16 protein-coding genes and 1 tRNA gene are annotated in these 21,664 nt (G+C 46.3%); 10 read left to right on the top strand and 7 right to left on the bottom strand.

Annotated features, from left to right (window positions below):
- Positions 1 to 179: 179 nt before the first annotated feature.
- The 6 genes from LMJ53_RS11960 (at position 180) to greA (ending at position 8,488) form a co-directional block, all read left to right on the top strand.
- The gene (locus LMJ53_RS11960) at positions 180 to 1,202 is read left to right on the top strand and encodes an SGNH/GDSL hydrolase family protein (protein ID WP_229586307.1); all 1,023 of its coding nucleotides are present in this window, start codon (positions 180 to 182) and stop codon (positions 1,200 to 1,202) included.
- A gap of 104 nt (positions 1,203 to 1,306) precedes the next feature.
- Positions 1,307 to 2,461 (top strand): iron-containing alcohol dehydrogenase, encoded by a 1,155-nt coding sequence (locus LMJ53_RS11965; protein ID WP_229586309.1) that lies wholly within the window; start codon positions 1,307 to 1,309, stop codon positions 2,459 to 2,461.
- 111 nt (positions 2,462 to 2,572) lie between these two features.
- Complete coding sequence (gene dapB / locus LMJ53_RS11970; RefSeq protein WP_229586470.1) at positions 2,573 to 3,382, top strand: 4-hydroxy-tetrahydrodipicolinate reductase; 810 nt, start codon at positions 2,573 to 2,575, stop codon at positions 3,380 to 3,382.
- A gap of 250 nt (positions 3,383 to 3,632) precedes the next feature.
- A complete protein-coding gene (carA, locus tag LMJ53_RS11975; RefSeq protein ID WP_229586311.1) occupies positions 3,633 to 4,763 on the top strand; it encodes a glutamine-hydrolyzing carbamoyl-phosphate synthase small subunit in 1,131 nt (376 codons plus the stop codon).
- 30 nt (positions 4,764 to 4,793) lie between these two features.
- Positions 4,794 to 8,015: a carbamoyl-phosphate synthase large subunit gene (gene carB / locus LMJ53_RS11980; RefSeq protein WP_229586313.1), complete on the top strand. Its 3,222-nt coding sequence runs from the start codon at positions 4,794 to 4,796 to the stop codon at positions 8,013 to 8,015.
- Entirely contained in the window at positions 8,012 to 8,488 is a 477-nt protein-coding gene (gene greA, locus LMJ53_RS11985) for a transcription elongation factor GreA (protein ID WP_226751199.1), read from the top strand. Before carB ends, greA begins: the two co-directional genes overlap by 4 nt.
- A gap of 100 nt (positions 8,489 to 8,588) precedes the next feature.
- Here the strand turns inward: greA and LMJ53_RS11990 are convergent, their stop codons facing one another.
- From LMJ53_RS11990 to LMJ53_RS12010, 5 genes are all read right to left on the bottom strand, one after another.
- On the bottom strand, positions 8,589 to 9,743 hold the full coding sequence (locus LMJ53_RS11990) for an RNA polymerase sigma factor (RefSeq protein WP_229586315.1): 1,155 nt from the start codon (positions 9,741 to 9,743) through the stop codon (positions 8,589 to 8,591).
- 4 nt (positions 9,744 to 9,747) lie between these two features.
- Positions 9,748 to 10,704 (bottom strand): alpha/beta fold hydrolase, encoded by a 957-nt coding sequence (locus tag LMJ53_RS11995; protein ID WP_229586317.1) that lies wholly within the window; start codon positions 10,702 to 10,704, stop codon positions 9,748 to 9,750.
- A gap of 130 nt (positions 10,705 to 10,834) precedes the next feature.
- The gene (locus LMJ53_RS12000) at positions 10,835 to 11,992 is read right to left on the bottom strand and encodes a metalloprotease (RefSeq protein WP_229586319.1); all 1,158 of its coding nucleotides are present in this window, start codon (positions 11,990 to 11,992) and stop codon (positions 10,835 to 10,837) included.
- Between the two features lie 100 nt (positions 11,993 to 12,092).
- Positions 12,093 to 12,166 (bottom strand) — tRNA-Gly (locus LMJ53_RS12005).
- Positions 12,167 to 12,369: 203 nt separating this feature from the next.
- The gene (locus LMJ53_RS12010; protein ID WP_229586321.1) at positions 12,370 to 13,587 is read right to left on the bottom strand and encodes an FIST signal transduction protein; all 1,218 of its coding nucleotides are present in this window, start codon (positions 13,585 to 13,587) and stop codon (positions 12,370 to 12,372) included.
- Positions 13,588 to 13,756: 169 nt separating this feature from the next.
- Between LMJ53_RS12010 and LMJ53_RS12015 the strand changes: the two genes are divergently transcribed.
- Positions 13,757 to 16,435 (top strand): DUF2339 domain-containing protein, encoded by a 2,679-nt coding sequence (locus tag LMJ53_RS12015; RefSeq protein ID WP_229586323.1) that lies wholly within the window; start codon positions 13,757 to 13,759, stop codon positions 16,433 to 16,435.
- Positions 16,436 to 16,446: 11 nt separating this feature from the next.
- Here LMJ53_RS12015 and LMJ53_RS17110 read toward each other — a convergent pair whose 3' ends face one another.
- Positions 16,447 to 18,177 (bottom strand): DEAD/DEAH box helicase family protein, encoded by a 1,731-nt coding sequence (locus tag LMJ53_RS17110; RefSeq protein ID WP_229586325.1) that lies wholly within the window; start codon positions 18,175 to 18,177, stop codon positions 16,447 to 16,449.
- Between the two features lie 99 nt (positions 18,178 to 18,276).
- Here LMJ53_RS17110 and LMJ53_RS12025 point away from each other — a divergent pair, with 99 nt between their 5' ends.
- Positions 18,277 to 18,672 carry a hypothetical protein gene (locus LMJ53_RS12025; RefSeq protein ID WP_229586327.1) on the top strand — a complete coding sequence of 132 codons (396 nt, stop codon included), beginning with the start codon at positions 18,277 to 18,279 and terminating at the stop codon, positions 18,670 to 18,672.
- 3 nt (positions 18,673 to 18,675) lie between these two features.
- Here the strand turns inward: LMJ53_RS12025 and yhbY are convergent, their stop codons facing one another.
- Complete coding sequence (gene yhbY, locus LMJ53_RS12030) at positions 18,676 to 18,972, bottom strand: ribosome assembly RNA-binding protein YhbY (protein ID WP_226751207.1); 297 nt, start codon at positions 18,970 to 18,972, stop codon at positions 18,676 to 18,678.
- An 82-nt stretch (positions 18,973 to 19,054) separates the two neighbouring features.
- Here yhbY and rlmE point away from each other — a divergent pair, with 82 nt between their 5' ends.
- On the top strand, positions 19,055 to 19,684 hold the full coding sequence (gene rlmE / locus LMJ53_RS12035) for a 23S rRNA (uridine(2552)-2'-O)-methyltransferase RlmE (RefSeq protein WP_229586329.1): 630 nt from the start codon (positions 19,055 to 19,057) through the stop codon (positions 19,682 to 19,684).
- A 59-nt stretch (positions 19,685 to 19,743) separates the two neighbouring features.
- Complete coding sequence (gene ftsH / locus LMJ53_RS12040; RefSeq protein ID WP_267867511.1) at positions 19,744 to 21,663, top strand: ATP-dependent zinc metalloprotease FtsH; 1,920 nt, start codon at positions 19,744 to 19,746, stop codon at positions 21,661 to 21,663.
- Position 21,664 lies beyond the last annotated feature (1 nt).

The raw sequence follows: 21,664 nt of genomic DNA on the forward strand, positions 1-21,664 counted from the left end.
GTTTGTGTCCAAAATCTTTACAAAATTAGGCTTCTCTAAAATTTAGCAGGCTTTCAATGTTAACTGAATGGCTTGATATGTAAGTGATGCGACGAAAATGTTACGCCGGGCACGGTAATTGCTTATTATTTGATCGCCTATTAGGGCTTATAATTAATATAATTTAGCAAGGACTCGGTATGACTCTACTCAATCTAAAAAAAATAAAGCAGTTAATCTTACTTCAGCTGATATTTGTTTTTGCACCGGTAAATGCGGCTATTATTTTTTCAGATGTATATATATTTGGTGATAGCTTATCAGATACAGGAAATACACGTGCGACAGTACCCTTGGGGACTTTTGGGCCGGTTGCCGCTTTAGCAGGTTATGGTCCTAATGGAAGATTTTCAAATGGGATACTTTGGCATGAGTATTTAAGTACCGATCTTGGTCTTCCAACTTCTCGCTCTACTGCCGGTGGCAATAACTTTGCTTATGGTGGCGCTCAAATCAATAACGATACCGGTGTTTCAACGGGTGTTTTGAATCAATACCAACAATATCTTAATCGACTTGGTTCATCGCCATTTGACGCTGACGCTCTTTATATCGCTTGGGCGGGAGGTAACGATATGCGAGCATTGGTGGGCTCGGCAAATCCGTTAATGGCAGTTACCAGCGCGGTTAATAGATTCAAAGATATGTTGTCGGGTATGTTAGTTAATGGCGCAATGACATTATTAGTGCCTAATTTACCCAATCTAGGGTTGATACCTGAGTTTGCTAGAACAAGTAACAGCTCATCTGGTACTGAGGTCTCAGTATTATGGAATACGTTACTAAATGATATGTTGATTGATTTAGCTAAAAGCTCCACAGCTGATATTTACATGCTCGACGTATATTCAATTTTTAGTAATATTCTCAATGATCCCGCATCCGTAGGGTTTACCAATACTTCTGATGAATGTCGTTCTGTTACAGGTGGTTTTTTTCCTGCAGAGCGCAGCTGTTCAAACGCCAATCAATACTTATTTTGGGATGAAATTCATCCGACAACTGCGGCACATCGTGTTTTAGGAAAGGAGGCTTTTGTTTTATTGAACAGTGGCCAAACCGTTTATCAACAAGTACCTGAACCAGCAATGTTCTTTATTTTTGCTGGCTTTGTTTTGCTGATGCTCCGTAAAAATCAGCTTAAACTCAAAAATATTCATTAACACGGTACTGTTCACCCCACTTATTATCCGCTAAACCTTGAATCTGTGCAGTAACGCTCGCATTAAGTTTGCTGCACATCATCTTGGTATTAGCGGAGTTCAACATGTTTAATTTTTCTTATCAAAATAGTACTCGTATTCTTTTTGGCCAAGATCAGATAAAGCAACTGGCAGAATTAATTACACCAGAGCAAAAAGTGTTGCTGTTGTATGGTGGCGGATCGATCAAAACCAATGGTGTTTATCAGCAGGTGACCACAGCTTTGCAGGCGGCTGAGGTTATCGAGTTCTCGGGTGTTGAGCCTAATCCTAATTTTGAAACGTTAATGCGCGCCACCGATATTGCGCGTCGTGAGAAAATAGACATCATTCTAGCGGTGGGCGGGGGTAGCGTGATTGATGGCGCTAAATTTGTTGCTGCCGCCGCTTTATTTGAGGGTGATGCTTGGGATATTTTGGCAAAAGGCGCCAACGTTGAGCAAGCGCTGCCGATTGGTTGTGTTTTAACGTTACCGGCCACCGGTTCTGAAAGTAATGGTAATTCGGTCGTTACGCGTTATGAAACCAAACAAAAATTGGCGTTTTCCAGCCCATTAGTTTACCCACAGTTTGCCATTCTTGATCCTACCGTGACGTACAGTTTACCGCCGAAACAAGTGGCAAACGGTGTGGTCGATGCCTTTGTACATGTGATGGAGCAATATTTAACGTATCCGGTGAATGCGCCGGTGCAAGATCGTTTTGCAGAAGGGTTATTATTAACTTTAATTGCTGAAGGGCCCAAAGCACTGTCTGAACCACAAAACTATGCTGTGCGCGCCAATGTCATGTGGGCCGCAACGATGGCGTTAAATGGTTTAATTGGCCAAGGTGTACCGCAAGACTGGGCAACGCATATGATAGGCCATGAAATTACTGCTTTGTTCGGCCTGGACCATGCACAAACCTTAGCCATAGTGTTACCGGCTTTAATGCAACAGCAACGCAGCCAAAAGCGCGAAAAGCTGTTGCAGTATGCAACGCGGGTCTGGCAGTTACAGCATCAAGATGAAGAGCGTTTAATTGATGAAGCCATTAGTCATACGCGTTATTTTTTCGAGCGCATGGGGATACCGACGCGTTTAGCCGATTATGGCATACAAGCTGAAGCGATAGAGCAGTTAGTGAGCAAGTTAGTGCAGCACAACATGCTGGCATTAGGCGAACATCAAGATATTACACCCGAGGTGTCTCGCCGTATTCTGCAACTGGCGCTGTAAGCCATTTCAAATAAAAGCCGTCTTTCATTTCAGGCGGCTACACTTCTTTCTTCTATCTGTCGCTGTTTTTTGGTCTAATAGTCAATATTCAGATGAACAGCAGAGTAAGTGATGAGTACGATCGGTATTTTTGGCGCTAATGGCCGTATGGGGCGGGCGCTGGTCAGTGTCGCAAAAGAACAACAATTGTCTTTAACGGCAGCAACGGTGCGTAGTGGCTCTGCTGTCTTAGGCCTAGACGCTGGCGAATTAAGCGGTTGTGGTGCTGTGGGTGTGCCATTAGAAGCGACTTCTGCTAACGCTGTAGCAAAAGCCGATGTATGGATCGACTTTACTATGCCTGAACCCATGTTGGCGCACTTACAGCTCGCTGTGGCTGCAGGTAAAGCCATGGTCATTGGCGTGACCGGCTTAACGGATCAGCAGTATGCGCAAATCCAACAAGCCAGTCAGCATATCGCCATTGTTTGGGCCCCTAATATGAGTGTTGGTGTGAATTTAATGCTGCATTTAGTGCAAACTGCCGCCAAGGTGATGGGGAATACGGCCGATATTGAAATTATTGAAGCGCATCATCGCTTTAAAAAAGACTCGCCTTCGGGTACGGCGATGGCCATTGGCGCGAGCATTGCGCGCAGCTTAGATCGCGATCTTGCCGAGGTTGCGGTGTATGGTCGCGAAGGCATGATTGGTGAGCGCTCACAGCAAACTATTGGTTTTGCTACGGTAAGAGGCGGTGACATTATTGGCGATCATACTGCACTATTCGCTGATATTGGTGAAAGACTGGAAATAAGCCACAAAGCTTCCAGCCGAAACACCTTTGCGCAAGGCGCACTGCGTGCTGCTTTGTGGTTGCAAAATAAACAGCCAGGACTTTATACCATGCAACAAGTGCTCGGATTGCCGCAGTTAGATTAAACTTTTGCGGCATTTAGCTAAAAATAATGTTAAAGGCTGTGTTTTTGTAAAATAACAAAAAAATCATGGCTAATTTCGCGCTGATCGCCTAAAATATCGAGGTTTGCCTGTAAGCAGAGAAATTATCTCGCTCGCGACTGGTTCTTTGAGATCATTAGGCGAAGGCAAATACGGGTATCAGAATTTTAGGTCAAAACGGGTTGTAAAACGTCTGTGGTTTTCACCCGTTTTTTGCTGTTTGGAGGTTATTTTGACTAAGTCCGCCCTGCTCGTACTGGAAGACGGCACCGTATTTCACGGTACAGCCATTGGCGCCGAAGGAGTTTCTGTTGGTGAGGTAGTGTTTAATACCTCGATGACCGGGTATCAGGAAATATTAACTGATCCCTCTTATGCAGAACAAATTGTAACACTAACTTATCCTCATATAGGAAACACCGGAACGAATGAGGAAGATGAGGAATCCGGACAGGTATGGGCCAAAGGCCTTATTATCCGTGACCTCCCGCTGTTAGCCAGTAATTTCCGTAATAAACTCTCGCTTAGTCAATACCTTAAAAATCACAACATTCTCGGCATCGCCGACATCGATACTCGCAAACTGACTCGCATCCTTCGTGAAAAAGGCGCTCAAAATGGCTGCATCATGGCAGGTGATAATCTGGATGCCGCGGTTGCCTTGCAACACGCTAAGGCTTTCCCAGGTTTAGCGGGGATGGACTTAGCCAAAGAAGTGACCGTTAAAGCCCCTTATCAGTGGACTGAAGGCAGTTGGACGTTAGGTGAGGGCCACAAAACCATTACAGAACATCCGTTTCATGTGGTTGCTTACGATTTCGGTGTTAAACGCAACATTCTACGTATGTTAGCGGATCGTGGTTGTAAACTCACCGTGGTACCGGCACAAACACCGGCTGCTGAGGTGTTAGCGCTGAACCCCGATGGGATCTTCTTATCGAATGGTCCAGGCGATCCAGCACCTTGCACTTACGCCATTGAGGCGATCAAAACCTTTTTAGAAACAGACATTCCGGTGTTTGGTATCTGTTTAGGTCATCAACTGTTGGCGTTAGCCAGTGGTGCGAAAACGGTCAAAATGGGCCATGGTCACCACGGTGCTAACCACCCAGTGCAAAACTTAGACACTCAGCGCGTGTTAATCACTGCGCAAAACCATGGTTTTGCGGTTGAAGAAGCCACCTTACCGGCTAATTTACGCGCTACCCATAAATCGCTGTTCGACGGCACCCTGCAAGGGATCCACCGTACTGATAAAGCGGCATTTAGTTTTCAAGGGCATCCCGAGGCCAGCCCAGGCCCGCATGAAGCCTCTGAACTGTTTGACCATTTTATCAAGCTGATGCAACAACATCAGGCTTAAGCCGACACGAATTACGGAGACTGAGACGCAATGCCAAAACGTACCGATATAAAAAGTATTCTGATTTTAGGCGCTGGCCCGATCGTCATTGGCCAAGCCTGTGAATTTGACTATTCAGGCGCACAAGCCTGTAAAGCTTTAAAAGAAGAAGGTTATCGAGTTATTTTAGTTAACTCTAACCCCGCGACTATCATGACTGATCCAGAAATGGCTGATGCGACCTACATCGAGCCTATTCATTGGCAAGTGGTAGAAAAAATCATTGAAAAAGAACGCCCTTGTGCGGTACTGCCTACCATGGGCGGGCAAACTGCATTGAACTGTGCGTTAGAGTTAGAACGCCAAGGTGTTCTGGCAAAATATAACGTGGAAATGATTGGTGCTACCGCTGACGCCATCGATAAAGCGGAAGATAGAAATCGCTTTGATAAAGCGATGCGCTCAATTGGGTTAGCCTGCCCACGTGCCGGTTTTGCTCATTCCATGGAAGAAGCGTATCAGGTACTCGATGATATCGGTTTCCCTTGTATTATTCGCCCATCGTTCACAATGGGTGGCTCGGGCGGTGGTATTGCTTATAACCGCGAAGAGTTTGAAGAAATTTGTACCCGTGGTTTAGATCTGTCTCCGACCAAAGAGCTGTTAATCGACGAATCGTTGATTGGTTGGAAAGAATACGAAATGGAAGTGGTACGCGACAAAAACGATAACTGTATTATTGTTTGTGCCATCGAAAACTTTGATCCTATGGGTGTGCATACCGGTGATTCGATCACTGTGGCGCCAGCGCAAACACTGACCGACAAAGAATACCAAATTATGCGTAACGCTTCGTTAGCGGTATTGCGTGAAATTGGCGTAGAAACGGGTGGTTCAAACGTACAATTTGGTATCAATCCAGCAGATGGCCGTATGGTCATTATTGAAATGAACCCACGGGTATCGCGCTCGTCGGCATTAGCTTCCAAAGCAACCGGTTTCCCTATTGCTAAAGTTGCCGCCAAGTTGGCTATCGGTTACACCTTAGATGAATTGGCTAACGACATTACGGGCGGGATTACGCCGGCTTCATTTGAGCCAAGTATCGACTATGTTGTAACTAAAATTCCACGTTTTAACTTTGAAAAATTTGCTGGCGCTAACGACCGCTTAACGACCCAAATGAAATCGGTTGGTGAAGTCATGGCGATTGGTCGTAACCAACAAGAGTCGTTACAAAAAGCGCTACGCGGTTTAGAGATTGGTGTATCGGGCTTAGATCCGATTATTGATATCAATGCACCAGAAGCGAAAGAAAAAATTATTCGCGAATTACGTGAGCCTGGCGCGCATCGTATTTGGTACATTGCCGATGCGTTCCGTTTTGGTATGACCTTAGATGACATTTACAACCTAACCAAAATTGACCACTGGTTCTTAGTGCAAATTGAAGACTTAGTGAAAGAAGAACTGGCTCTAGGTACTGATGGCTATGCCGCCTTAGACGAAGCCCGTTTATCTCGCTTAAAACGCAAAGGTTTTGCTGACGCTCGTATTGCTGACGTTTTAGGTGTGAGTGAAACCGAAGTGCGCAAAAAACGCTATAGCTACGGTTTACACCCAGTATACAAGCGGGTAGATACCTGTGCCGCGGAATTTGCCTCTAACACCGCTTATATGTACAGCACCTATGATGAAGAGTGTGAAGCGGCACCTACCGATCGTGAGAAAATCATGATTATCGGTGGCGGGCCAAACCGTATCGGCCAAGGTATCGAATTTGATTACTGTTGTGTGCATGCGGCTTTGGCGTTACGTGAAGACGGTTACGAAACTATAATGGTCAACTGTAACCCAGAAACCGTTTCAACCGATTATGACACCTCAGATCGCCTGTATTTTGAATCTATCACCTTGGAAGACGTACTGGAAATCGTACGCAAAGAACAGCCTAAAGGGGTAATTGTGCAATACGGTGGCCAAACGCCATTGAAATTAGCCCGTGCCTTAGAAGCCAACGGTGTGCCAATTATTGGTACTTCGCCAGATGCGATAGACCGTGCTGAAGACCGTGAGCGCTTCCAACAAGCCGTTACTCGTTTAGGCTTAAAGCAGCCTAAAAACGTCACGGTAACGAGCTTTGATGAAGCGATCGCTAAAGCACCAGAAATCGGTTATCCGATGGTGGTTCGCCCGTCTTATGTTTTAGGTGGCCGCGCCATGGAAATCGTTTATGACGAGCAGGATTTACGCCGTTATATGAACGAAGCGGTAAGCGTATCAAATGACTCGCCAGTCTTATTAGATAACTTCTTAGATGATGCGATTGAAGTCGACATTGATGCTATTTGTGATGGTAGCGAAGTGATTATCGGCGGCATTATGGAACACATCGAGCAAGCCGGTGTGCATTCGGGCGATTCTGCCTGTACCTTACCACCACACAGCTTATCGCAAGCCATTCAAGATGTGATGCGCGAGCAAGTGAAAAAGCTGGCGTTAGAGTTAGGCGTGGTCGGCTTAATGAATACCCAGTTTGCGGTTAAAGATAACGAAGTTTACTTAATTGAAGTGAACCCACGAGCGGCACGTACCGTACCCTTCGTTTCTAAAGCAACGGGTGTCGCCATTGCTAAAGTGGGTGCACGCTGTATGGCGGGTAAGTCGTTAGCCGAGCAGGGTATCACCAAAGAAATTATTCCACCGTTTTTCTCAGTGAAAGAAGTGGTGATCCCGTTTAACAAATTCCCAGGTGTCGATCCTATTCTTGGCCCTGAGATGCGTTCAACAGGTGAAGTGATGGGTATTGGCGATACGTTCGCCGAAGCCTTTGCTAAAGCTGAGTTAGGCTGTGGCACGCTGATTCCAACGGGTGGCCGTGCCTTGCTTTCTGTACGTGACAGCGATAAAGTGCGCATCGTTGAACTGGCTAAATTAATGGTTGAATCGGGTTTCGAGTTAGACGCCAGTGGTGGTACAGCCAAAGCATTAGCGGATGCGGGTATTCCATGTCGGGTTGTTAACAAGGTATTTGAAGGTCGGCCTCATATGCTTGACCGTATCAAAAACGGCGAGTATAGCTATATTGTTAACACCACTGAAGGTCGTCAGGCGATTGAAGACTCTAAAGTACTGCGTCGCGGTGCCTTACAGCACAAAGCGAACTACACTACGACCTTGAATGCCGCTTTTGCTACTGTAAAAGCGAATGCTGCCAGTGCCTTTGCTAACGTAAATTCTATTCAGGAATTGCATAAGAGAGTAAACGGATGAGCTTAATTCCAATGACAGTGCAAGGCGCAGAAGCGCTGCGCATTGAACTGAATGAGTTAAAAAGTGTAAAACGGCCTGCGGTAATTCAAGCTATCGCTGAAGCACGTGCGCACGGCGATTTAAAAGAAAACGCCGAATATCACGCGGCTCGCGAACAGCAAGGTTTTATTGAAGGGCGTATTCAGGATATTGAAGGCAAATTATCCAATGTGCAGATCATCGATGTCACTAAGTTGCCTAACACGGGTAAAGTGATTTTCGGTTCAACGGTAACCATTCTTAATCTGGAAACAGAAGAAGAAATGACTTACCGCATTGTGGGTGATGATGAAGCGGATATAAAAAATAATCTGATTTCAGTTAACTCACCGATTGCACGGGGTTTAATTGGCAAAGTAGCCGATGACGTTGCCAATATCACCACGCCTAAAGGCGTGGTTGAATTTGAAATTGTTGACGTGAAATACCTGTAATAACGCGACAACTCACTTGAGCAACCCTGTTGTCTCAAACGTAAAAACGCCAGCATCTTCGCTGGCGTTTTTGTTTCTAACGGCTAACTGACTGCCATGTTTAACCGAAAAACCAGCGGCCGTTTTTGATCAGGCCAGCAATCAAGCCGGCAAAGCCAGCTGTTGTTCCACCGAGCATCCCAAACCAGCACCAGAGTAGATTATTGCGATACTGCCGTTTTGCTGGTGTACTCTGCGCTGCTTTTGCCAACAAGCGTGGTTTAATCGTTTGCCATACCCGAACTTGTAAATACGCCACGCCGGTCATAAAAAGGCCAAAGGCCAGCAGCGGTGCTATGGCACCGGCGGTAAATTCGTATGCTGCAGCCAATAATAAGCCTGAGAGGCCAACCCAAACCAAAGCCTGATTGCGATAACGTAATAAGCGATTACGCTCGGTATCGCTGGCAGCGTTTTTTAGTGGCGCGCGCATGCCCAGCAACACACCAAGCATGCCGCCGAGCGCGCCAAGTAGTGCTCCACTCAATAGCCAGCCAAATTTTGCCAAGCCGCTGCTGTATGCTGTCATGGCACTAGCGGTCGCGGCAGCTGCAGGTGGGCTACCGATCAGTAAAGCACTGATGATGGCGCTAGTTAAGCCGATGTTCGGCGCCGTGCTCAAAATCAGCTTACCGTAACGGTTTAGTAGCTGTGTTTTTAACAACTCACGTACCCGTTGCAGCTTTTTACGTACGCTATTTTCGGTTATGCCTAGTAACGCCGCGACCTGCTGGCTATTTTGCTCTTCCCGATAAAACAGCAGTACAATTTCACGACTTTCACTCGGTAATTCGGCTAAAAACTCGCGGATAATATCGGCTTGCTCGTCGCGAAGTAACTCCTCATCGGGAAAGGTGTCACTAGCAAAAGCGGCGAGCAAGGTTTCGGCTTTTTCACCACGTTCCATACGATGATCTTGCCGTTCACGCAAATAGCTATAAGCACGGTAGCGCGTAATTTGACGAAGCCAAGGCAAAAAACTGGCGGTGTTTTGTAAGCTACTCAGTTGTTGCCAAGCCGCAATAAATACCTGCTGGCAAATATCCTCACTGGCATCCAAGTCTTGCACAATGGCTAAGGCAATGCTGCTGACACTGTTTTGGCAGCGCTGAATTAATCGGCCAAAAGCCTGCATATCACCTGCGATAGCTGCCATCACATCAGGCTGTAATTGTTGTTCTAGGGTGTTTTTTGGGCTCAGTTGTGCATGGTGCATGCCATTACTCCTTTAATGCCACACGCAGCTGAGCGATAAACCAATCGGGTTCATCCAGCATGATAAAATGGCGACTGTCAGTATTCATCAGTAGTTTTGCATTAGCAATAGACTCAATTTGTTGTTGGTAAAGTGCTGCTAGCACTTGCTGAGCCGGTGCTAGCGCTCCACTGGCGCCAAGTAAGTAGACTTGGCTTGTTATTGCTGTCATTTGCGGTCGTAAATCGGTGGTTAATAGTTCATACATAGCTTGGCCGACTGTCTGGCTATCCGAGGCCGCGGCCATGTCCAGCACTAGTTGTTGATGTTCTGCAGACCGCGCCTGAATAGCGATGCCTTGTGTTGCAACGGCTTTTAATTGTGCGCTAGAAAGCTGTTGATAGTAGGCTTTTAATTGCAGTGCTTGTGCTTGCATATCGGCCACTTGCGTTGCTGAGTTGCGGCTAAAAATCGGCGCGATATAAGGCAAACCATCTACCGCGATAACTGTGCCAATCTGCTTAGGAGCAGCACTTGCCAATGAAAAAGCGAGAAAAGCGCCTAGGCTATGGCCAATCACTGCTGGCTGTTGCAGTTGCTGCTCTGTCACATAACCCAGCAGCTCTTGCTGCACTTTGGGTAAAAACTCACCATCCAAAGTGCTAGGCGTACCAGCAAAACCGGCTAAGCTAATCAGATGTAATTGAAAATCGGCTTGCAAGGCGCTAACTGTGCTTTGCCAAACACGGCGGTCCGACATTAAACCGGGAATGATTAAAACCGGTTTACCTTGTCCTACCACCTCAACGGTAAAACTTACCCTCGGTTGCGGTTGCTCAATCGCTTTGATTTGCGGTGCTACCGCACCACCTATAATGGTTAGGACAATGGCAAAGTAGGTCCAAAAGCTTGGTTTGTTTTGCTGAGTTTTTTTGGCAATGTTGTTGTTAGCGTTTTGGTTTGTGTGCTGTGGTGCGTTCATGATAAATCCTTAGTTAGTGGTGATGACCTAACTAAGTCGCATCAACCTCAGCAGTTGTGACAAATTATTTTAATTATTTTTAATAAACGCGATAACGGGTCTTACCGCGTTCCAGATAGGGTGGTTGTAATTAGCTGGAAATAAAAATCAGGGGTAAAGTTGTTCCTGGGATCCCGCTATCTGCCATGATGGTTGATAGCCACAGTAACACTGCTAATAAACATAGGTAACTGACAATGGTTATTAATATGCCTGTATTACTCATAGGTAAAACGTTTTTTGCTTGTTCATCTGCTTCAAACCATAAATCTAGCGTACCGAGTAGGCCAAACAGCATTAACAGATAAAAACCAAAGTACCATGTGGCGAATGACAAACTGCCAGTAATGAATAATAACGCTAGTTTGGCTGCTTTTCCGTTCCGGCTATAGACAGCCGCTTGGATGACGCGCCCCCCATCTAATGGCACCATGGGCAATAAGTTAAATAGGTTAAGTAATAAACTGATGGCAGCAAATAATGCTAAGGCGGCATGTTGCGTTTCAAGCCAAAGCCCGTAGGCGATGACGGCACCTAAGGTACCAAAAGCCGGGCCGGCAATAGCAATCTTAAAGTCTTGCCAACGGCTGGTCGCGCGTTCACTGACCGCAACTCCGCCAACAAACGGCAGTAAATAGACCCCTTTAACCTTAAGGCCGGAGCCCTTCATCGCATAAACATGGCCATACTCGTGAATAATTAATGCGGCAATTAAGCCTACAGCAAATTCTAGATTAAATAGCCAAGCCCAGCCAGCAAGAGATGTACCTGCTAGCGCAGCCTTTATCGCTCCCGCACTTTTTGACAGCTTAACTAACACTAAACCGATCACGAAAAAGGGTTTAAACCCTTTTTTTAGTAAAGAAGGGGTTGTCGATTGCTGCACTTCAGTCTGCTCACTAAGCGCTGATGTTTGCTCAGTTTGTGCGGTTACTTTTTCTGCGGATGAAAGTTTGCTTTCTAATTTGTGCAACCATGCAGGTGACCTAGCGACTGTTTCGCCCTCGCACAACAATGTTTCAGGTGTTTCTAGCCAGTAATGCACCTGGTTATTTCGTATGGCTAGCTTGAAGTGCAAGCGCACTGGGCCATGTTTAGGGCACAAAAAACGGTGATCATAGCTATGACTGAATAACGCTCGCCCTTCAGAGACGAGAACACCATTACGCCAGACTTGCTCTTTACCAAAGTTATTCCCTTTGATCAGATAATGGTCTTGGTCATGGCAGAATTCAAATAGCGTTTGCATATTTAATGTTAAAAAAGGGTAATAAATATGCGTAGTTTAGCAGCAGGGGGTAGAAAAGTCAGGCTGGCTTGGTTAAAAATATCGCTCAGTGAGCAAGGCGTGGAGCGGGTGGCGGGAATCGAACCCGTGTCTAAACCTTGGGAAGGTCTCATTCTACCATTGAACTACACCCGCGCTCAGTCGCTAAATTATAACTGCTAAGACCTGAAGTCAACTGCTATAAAGTGTGTTTTACCGCGTCGGCTGCTGCATAGATGGCCGTTGTAACCACCAAAAAAGACGTACTTTAGCTGCGCAAAGCTGAGTAAAGCTGAGTAAAAAAGCTTAAATTAAGTGCTTAGCCTGCTTCATCTGAGTGGCTCACCAGTCCACCCGCCTTAATTCGGCGTGGTTAAAATCACGAGCACACCACTCCAATCTAGGCTACGGCTTCTATTACCGATAGGCGCGATTTCAACGCCGGTGTAAATACCCAGTAAAGGGATCTTTGCTGCAGTTAACTGTTGCTGCAGTTCGCGCGCTTCTTGCGGGGTGGCTATGCGCCCAGCGCAATCAAAATACAGGGCTACAATAGGAGTGTGTTGGTCTTGTTTGATTTGCGTGAGCAAGGCACGGGTTTGTTTAGCGGTTTGCGCAACAATATGCTGTGGATCGCGCTGCATAATCTGAATTTGCATGCCTTCACGAAAATCTGGTTCAAATAAGATTAGCCCTTCATCATTTGGCAGTATGCCATTGATGAGGCGTGTAACATAAGAAGAACTGTAATCGGGCTTGCCAGAAGTTGCGCCATTAAAGCCTAAGGCCAGTTCGGTCACCGGTGTTTGCCTACGCCAATCTGAGCTACCGGTTACCCGATCGATAACCTGGGTAACGGGCTCATCGTTCAATTGATACAGAAATTGTTCAAAAATCTTGGTAATGGTAAAACGCTCAGCACTGAGCGGTGAACACCCATGCATATTGCTGATATAGGGTTTAACATGGCCGCTGATCAGTAAAGCTGTCGCGAGCTGGCTTTGCACTTGTGAATCGTAAAACAATTTAGTGGAGCTAAATTCTTGATCGGCGAGTAAGCCGGCGCCTGCAATAGGGACCTTTATCGGTAAAGTGTTATAGAGGCCGTTAAGTATTGGACGTGAAGCATTTAATACGGCTGGATTTTGCAAATTACCGGCGTAACGCACTGAATCAAAAAATAACAGGAGGAGAGCAGGTGATACCACTTGTTGCAGTTTCGCCCCTAACTGTTGCCCAGCTAAAAACGGGTTCTGGGCGACCAGCTGTGAGCAAGCACGACTAAATGTAATATTGTCGTTATCCGATACTATTGCTAAGGCGGCCGCGGGAGCTCCTTCGATCATAATCTGATCGTGGCTGATAATACCTGCAGCTGAACCTCCCAAGATGATGGTATCTGTGCCGCAGACTAATCGGGCGCCATCTAATAAGCGTTGATAATCAGTTTTTGCTGTGCAAAACAGCAGTAGAAGCTGTGCAGCAGAACGGCCGGTTTGGGCAATAGCTTGACGAGCAAGTTGTTGACCTGCGGCAAAAGCCGCATTGGTCTGAGAGAACGCAATCCCTGCGAACATAGTTTAATCCTTTTGTCACAAAACCTTCATTACTACGTAAGCGATGAAAAGCTAGCTCACTGCTCAGTATAGAATATTTCTGTAAACAGATTGTATCATTAACAATGATATATTGGTAATTCGGCGAAACTCCCTTATGCTAAGTAAAAATGTGTTGATGGTCTGAGCTATGTTTGAATTGTTGGCGGTAATATTGGTGCTTGCCGTAATTGTTGGCACCTTTTGTGGCTTTATCGCTTTAGTTCGGCTTAGCGGCTTAGAAGCTCAAATAAGAGTGCTGCAACAGCGTATACAGCAATTGCAAGCAGAGCTAAAACGCATGCATACCCGCTCAGCGGGCGCTGCTGTAAATGCTAATGTGTCTCAAGTTGACGCTCCGCTGCCATCTTCGGCTGCCCCAGCAAACCCCCTAACAGAACCCACCATCGCAGCACAAACGGCAGAGCCTAACACGGCAACAACAACCGTTTCTCCGGCAGCGTTCTTTGCTATGAGCAAGCAGCATGCAGAGCCGACAGAGCTGGTTAAACCCAAAGCAGAGGCAAGCCAATGGCTAAGTTGGTTAGAGCGGCAGTTTATTGATCGCGGCATGGTTTGGTTGGGTGGGGTGGCTTTAGCATTTGGCGGTATTTTTTTAGTGCGGCATTCGTTAGACGCGGGTTGGTTTTCTCCAGAGTTACGCGTGTTCAGTGGTATTAGTTTAGGCCTGTTACTCTTAGTGGTAAGTGAGTGGCTGCATCAGAAAAAGCAGTTAAGTCAGGTCTTAGAAAACTACATTCCTGCGGCATTAGCTAGCGCAGGCTTTGTGACCTTGTATGCGGTGCTATTGATGGCCCAGCATTTTTATCAGCTGATCAGCCCAACACTGGCTTTTGCTTTACTGGCTTTAGTCGCGCTTTGCGCGTCTTGGTTTTCTTTACGGCAAGGGCCTATTTTAGCGGTGATCGGCATTGTTGGGGGATACGCAGTACCGATTTTAGTGTCAACGGGTAGCAATAATTGGTTAGCACTGTTGTTATACATTGCCTTAATTACAACGTCGTCGTTATTGGTTGAACGCAGGGTACAACGTTTTTGGTTATGGTTAATAACGGTTGTGGCACATTGTGGCTGGTTATTGTTGGCAATCACACAGGCTGGCGCAAACAACATCACGGTGCTGTGGGCTGCCTTATTACTTAGCTTTATTGGTATGGTTGCCTTACCTCGCTTAGGCTGGCCGTTACGCTGGCAAAAAGCGGTGTTACCGATGCGCCAATGGTGGCCGCTATTGCGCGAACACTATCTTGGCGTCGTGTTATTAGCCTTTGCAGTGGTGCTGCAACTGCAGTTTAGTAGTTACAGCCATCTGTGGCCTTGTGTGTTGTTAGTCAGTGTTTTATATGCGGCAGCCTTGAGTGAAAATCGCTCTGAGCTGTGGTTATGGGCGGCGGCGCTGCTGGCATTGGTTTGGCTATTGCTGGGGCCTGCACTTAATGCTGACAACTTTAGCTGGACGGACGGCATACTCTTTAATTGGCAGTCATGGGTGTTGCTGCTGACAATTCCTGCGGCCTTTGTTAGTGTGCTACTGTCAGCAAGACAACATTGGGCGGCTTTTTTAGCGATCGCACCGATACTATTTCTGGCCATATCTTATCAATTAGTGCCGAGTACACTGCAACCGTTAATTCAATTAGGTTGGATGCTATATGGCGCTTTGTTAGTGATCCTACAAAGTATTCTAGCGAAACAGACAGCAAGTAAAGCGTTGGCTTTTATTCATGCGGCTGGCGCTAACCTCGCGTTAAGTTGGTGTTTTAGCTTATACCTGTCGGCAGCTGCTTTCACGGTAGCTATGGCGTTACAGTTAGTTTTCATTACACAATTAAGCGTTAAACAACGTTTTCCTGTCCCGTCTTGGCTGATCAAGGGGATGGTCGCCTTTGTCTTATTACGTCTTACTTCAGCCCCATTGTTGGGCAGTTATGAAGGCATCAGTATTCTGGGCTTGCACTGGTCATTGATCGTCTATCCGCTGGTGTTAGCGAGTTTTGGCCTTGCAACCTGGTTATGGCGGCATAGCAGCTTGCGTGGTTGGCTCGAAGGGGCTTGCTTGCAGTTAACGGCGTTATTCGTCACGGTGCAAACCCAATTAGGCTTGCATCCGGGGGCGCTTGATTTTTCTGTTATAGATTTTTACAGTTTAGCGTTACACAGCGCTAATTGGTCTATTTTAGCTTGGGTCTATCAGTGGCGCAGTTATCGGGCCGCGAGCATGCAAACTTTATATCGTTTTGCCGCAGGCTGTTTAGTGGTGCTGGTGTTATTTACGCAACTGACCTTAAACGTAAATTATAACCCCTTGCTAAGTGCACAAGACGTAGGGCAGTGGCCGCTACTGAATTGGCTATTCATAATGTGGGCCGTGCCTGCCTTGTGTGCAGCGGGTTTAGCTAATATGCCGCTGCCGCAGCGTTATCGACCTACTGGCTATTATGTGGCTGCGGCCGGTTTGCTGTTGTACCTACTGAGTTCGGTAAGGCAGTTTTGGCAAGGGTCACAAATTACCTTAGGTTTAGCAACCAGTAATGCAGAGCATTATAGTTATTCTTTAGTGTTGTTGTTAACGGCGGCGGGGCTAATTGTGCTGGCGCAATGGCGTGTTTGGGGCATGCTGCGTAAAGTGGGGTTCTTATTACTCAGTGCAGTGGTCGTTAAAGTATTTGTGTTTGATTTAAATGAGCTGCAAGGTTTATTCCGTGCGGCATCATTTATGGGGTTGGGGTTAAGTTTAGTGTTGTTAAGTGCTATGTTTCAGCGCTTGCAGCAGAAAATGCTTGATCGGCAAGCCCATGCCACAGAATAAGAAAAAGAGCGCTACTGTTCAGTGAACTGCTGATAGCGCCCCTGGTAATCAAAATAGCTTTCGACATGCTGCCAGCTGTGTTTCTGTTTTTGTAATAATATCAGCTGCGGCGGCCGAAACCGCTCAGCTAAAGCCACCAATTGCGCGGCTGTATTTATCTTGGGTAAAGGTGTTCCGGGCGCTTTGCTGTGCGGTTTAATAAACAAGGCGTAAAGCGCACGGCGCTGAGCGGGGCTTTGTAACTTAAACCAACGATAAAACGGGTTACCTTCGATATCGTAATAACTTACCTTTAAATCGCCGTTATCATCGGATAGCTGCATGTTATGGCAGCGAAAAAGATGATGATGCTGCTGGTTTAACACTTCGCGTAATCGCTTATCGGGATCAACTAACACCGACTCACATTGCTGACAGCTGCGCGCGGCGATGTCATTCTCGGCGCCACAATCTGGACAATTGCGGCTTCGATAACGATACTGACATTGCTCAGCTGTATCCTCGATTAAGCCCTGACAACGCCTGCCGTAATGCTCAATAATGTCGCCATCTTGGTCGGTTAACCCCCAGAAAATATTAGCAAAGCCACATTCAGGGCAGAGTACTTGCACCGGTACAGATTTGCTGTTTGGTTTTGCTTGCCCAACTTCAGGGCTAAATAAATCATAACCATTTGCGGCATAATCAATAATTAAACATTCTGTTTTGCCCGCGGCGATGCGTAAACCTCGGCCCACCATTTGTTGAAATAAACTGACTGAGGCGGTAGGGCGTAAAATAGCGATTAAATCAACATGGGGGGCGTCAAAGCCCGTTGTTAATACCGCCACATTTACCAGAAACTTGATTTGTCGATCTTTAAAGGCGTCAATCAATTGATCGCGTTCAGCTGTGGGGGTTTCAGCGGTCAGGATGGCAGCGCTTTGCTGGTTGAGTAACTGCATAATTTCGTTGGCATGTTTTACTGTAGCCGCAAAAACAATGATACCTTGGCGTTGCGTCGCCAAAGTGATTAACTGTTGCATGATCAGTGAGGTTGCCCGACCACTTTTTCCTAAGATAGAATTCACTTCTGCTTCAGCATAATCGCCTTCAGCTTTGGGTTTTAGCGAGCTAAAATCGTATTGTGCACTTAAGCCATCATATAAACGTGGCGTTGTTAGGTAACCTTGTTTAATTAAGGGCCTTAGCGGCAAGTCAAAAATACAATGTTCAAACGTGGGGTTGAGTGTATTACCCACCCGGCCATGATAATGTTGCCGATAGATCCAGCCACTGCCCAACCGAAATGGGGTTGCGGTAAGTCCCAACAACTTTATCTTGGGATTGTGTTGTTTCAGTTGGCTTAACAGTTGTTGGTATTGGCTGTCGGTGCTCAGGCTAACGCGATGGCACTCATCAATAATCACTAATGAAAAAGCGCTGGCAAAAGCATCTAAATTACGTACGGCAGATTGTACACTGGCAACCACCGTTTTCGCGCTGGCATCTTTTTGTTGCAGGCCTGCTGCATAAATACTGGCTTTCGCGGTTAAGAAAGCCACTTTTTCTGCATTTTGTGCTACCAATTCTTTAACATGCGTTAAAATAACAACACGGCCTTTGGCACGACGAGCTAGCTCGGCAATAACAATGCTTTTACCTGCCCCAGTTGGCAGTACTAATACCGCTGAGGCCGTACTTTGTTGGAAATGGCTAATAGCGGCATTAACAGCCTGTTGTTGGTAATCTCTGAGTTGCACGGGCGGTTCGTTGCTTAACTAAATTGTTGATAGGTTAGCATAGCCGTGGCCATTCGCAGTAAGTTTCCGCCAGATTAGTACAGTAGTAGGAGCCTTATCATGGCAAAACATACCGCCTTTTCCTTACGTTTAGAGCAGCGAGTCTTGTGGGTATCCGCCAACGGTTTTTGGACTAAAGCGATCGCGCAACAGTACGTTCGTGAAATGCGTTCATTAATTTTGCCAATAAGCGCAAAACCTTGGGCAGTAGTATTGGATATTCGGCAGTGGGAAATATCTCCAGCCGAAGTTTTTTCGTTACTAAATGAAAACACGGCTTGGTGCTTTGCCAATAATCTAAAGCATGTCGAAACTATTGGCGCTGATAATACAATGGTGATGTGGCAGTTTGCCAAGGCGACACAAGCGGTAAAGCCCGCCGATGTTGTAAGTACATTAAAAGATGATGAACTCGCAGCCCGGCAGTCATTGCGAGCTGCCGGGTATCTGTTTTGATGTTTAACCGCGTGGCAAATGGATCTTTTTTTCTTGCGACTGGCGGAATAAAACTAAGATTTTGCCGATAACCTGAACTTTTTCAGCGTTGGTTTCTCTGACTATCGCGTCCATAATCAACACTTTTTGTTCTCTATCTTCGCCTGGCACTTTAATTTTAATTAATTCATGAAAGTTTAAAGCGTTATCAATTTCAGCAACAACACCCTCTGTTAAACCGTTACCGCCTAGTAAAATAACGGGTTTTAAATCATGGGCTTTGGTTTTTAAAAATTGTTTTTGTTTATTGGTTAAACTCATAAGGTTAGAATGTCCGTAGAAAAGCTTGAATTATGCCTATTGTAGCGCCATCTACAGCATAAGACTATTTAAGAGTAGTAACATGACTAAGAAAAAACGCTCAGCCAGTTCATCGCGTTGGCTAAAAGAGCATTTTGATGATCACTTTGTACAAAAAGCGCAAAAGCTGGGCTTACGTTCGCGCGCTGCGTTTAAATTAGAAGAGATCCAGCAACAAGACAAATTGGTTAAACCGGGTATGACAGTGGTAGATTTAGGCTCAGCCCCTGGTAGTTGGTCTCAGTTTGTGGTGGGATTAGTGGGTAAAGAGGGCACGGTCATTGCCTGTGATATTTTACCCATGGATCCGCTGGCCGGGGTCGCTTTTTTACAAGGTGATTTTCGAGAGGAAGCGGTTTTAGAGGCATTACTGAGCCGGATCGGTGGTAAAACCGTAGATGTGGTATTATCTGATATGGCACCGAACATGAGTGGCAATGATACTACCGATCAAGCCCGTTCTGTTTATCTGGTCGAGTTGGCATTAGACATGTGCCAAAAAGTTTTGAAGCAAAATGGCAGTTTTGTAGTCAAAGTGTTTCAGGGAGAGGGTTTTGAGCAATTCCTGAAAGATGTACGCGCCGCCTTTAGTAATGTGAAAATTCGTAAGCCTGATTCGTCGCGTGCCCGTTCACGCGAGACATATATCGTGGCCACCGGCTTTAAACTTTAGTAAAGTAGTCCGGTATTAATGATTTTTAGAGTAAAGATGAGGTTATAACCTTGAGTGACATGGCAAAAAATCTGATTGTCTGGTTAGTCATCGCGGTAGTACTGATGTCAGTATTCAATAGCTTTGGCCCGAGTGAAAACACGGATCGCATGACCAGTTACACCCAGTTCGTTAAAGAAGTAAATCAGGGAGTGATCCGTGAAGTTAAAGTAGAGCGCACGGGTGTGATTACCGGTGTTAAACGCAGTGGTGAACGCTTTGAAACCGTGATCCCTGGTGGCTACGACGAAAAACTTCTGGATGATTTAATCAAAAATGACGTGCGCACTTTGGGTAGCAAACCTGAAGAGTCCAGCTGGTTAGCAACCATCTTTATCTCTTGGTTCCCAATGCTGTTGTTAATCGGTGTCTGGATTTTCTTTATGCGTCAGATGCAAGGCGGCGGTGGCAAAGGCGCCATGTCGTTTGGCAAAAGCAAAGCGCGCTTAATGGGTGAAGACCAAATTAAGACTACGTTTGCTGATGTAGCCGGTTGTGATGAAGCGAAAGAAGAAGTTTCAGAGCTGGTTGAATATCTACGCGACCCTTCACGTTTCCAGAAGCTCGGCGGTAAGATCCCTAAGGGTATTTTAATGGTGGGCCCACCAGGTACAGGTAAAACGCTGTTAGCAAAAGCGATTGCTGGCGAAGCGAAAGTGCCTTTCTTTACCATTTCTGGTTCTGATTTTGTTGAAATGTTCGTGGGTGTCGGTGCTTCTCGGGTACGGGATATGTTCGACCAAGCCAAAAAAGCCGCACCTTGCATTATCTTCATCGATGAGATTGATGCCGTAGGCCGTCAGCGTGGTGCCGGTTTAGGTGGTGGTCACGATGAACGTGAGCAAACGCTAAACCAGATGCTGGTTGAAATGGATGGTTTTGACGGCAACGAAGGCGTGATTATTATCGCTGCAACGAACCGTCCCGATGTGCTTGATGCAGCGTTGCTGCGTCCTGGCCGTTTCGATCGTCAAGTCGTGGTCGGTTTACCTGATGTGCGCGGTCGAGAGCAAATTTTAAAAGTACATATGCGTAAAGTACCTATTGCAGATGATGTGAAAGCCAGTGTTATTGCGCGAGGTACACCAGGTTTTTCGGGTGCTGACTTGGCAAACTTGGTTAACGAAGCAGCGCTATTTGCCGCTCGTGGTAATCGCCGAGTCGTTAGCATGGAAGAGTTTGAGCGTGCTAAAGACAAGATTATGATGGGTGCAGAGCGCCGTTCCATGGTGATGACGGATGCCGAAAAAGAAATGACGGCATATCATGAAGCGGGGCATGCCATTATTGGTTGTTTAGTTCCTGAGCATGATCCTGTGCACAAAGTGACGATTATTCCGCGTGGCCGTGCTTTGGGTGTGACTTTCTTTTTACCAGAGCAAGATGCCATTAGCGTTAGCCGTCGCAAGCTAGAAAGTAAAATTTCCGTTGCTTATGGTGGGCGTTTAGCCGAAGAAATGATTTACGGTTTAGATGCGGTGTCAACCGGTGCTTCGCAAGATATTAAATACGCGACCTCGATTGCCCGTAACATGGTGACACAATGGGGGTTCTCTGAGAAGTTAGGGCCATTGTTATATGCTGAAGAAGAAGGTGAAGTATTCTTGGGCCGCAGCATGGGCAAATCGAACAATATGTCAGATGAGACCGCCTCGATTATCGATTCGGAAATCAAAGCCATTATCGATCGTAACTATAATCGGGCAAAACAGCTGCTAGATGAAAACATGGATATTTTACATGCCATGAAAGATGCGCTGATGTTGTACGAAACCATTGATTCGCGACAGATTAAAGAGTTGATGGAGCGTAAAGCAGTTAGCCAGCCTGAAAACTGGGAGCCGCGTGATAAGGACAGTAAAGGCGGCGATGATGATAAGTCAGCGCCATCTGCTGCGCCTACTGCAACGGATAAACCCTTTGAAGGCAACGTGCACTAAG

This window comes from Rheinheimera sp. UJ51, assembly GCF_020819615.1.
In the GTDB taxonomy this organism is placed as follows: domain Bacteria; phylum Pseudomonadota; class Gammaproteobacteria; order Enterobacterales; family Alteromonadaceae; genus Alishewanella; species Alishewanella maricola.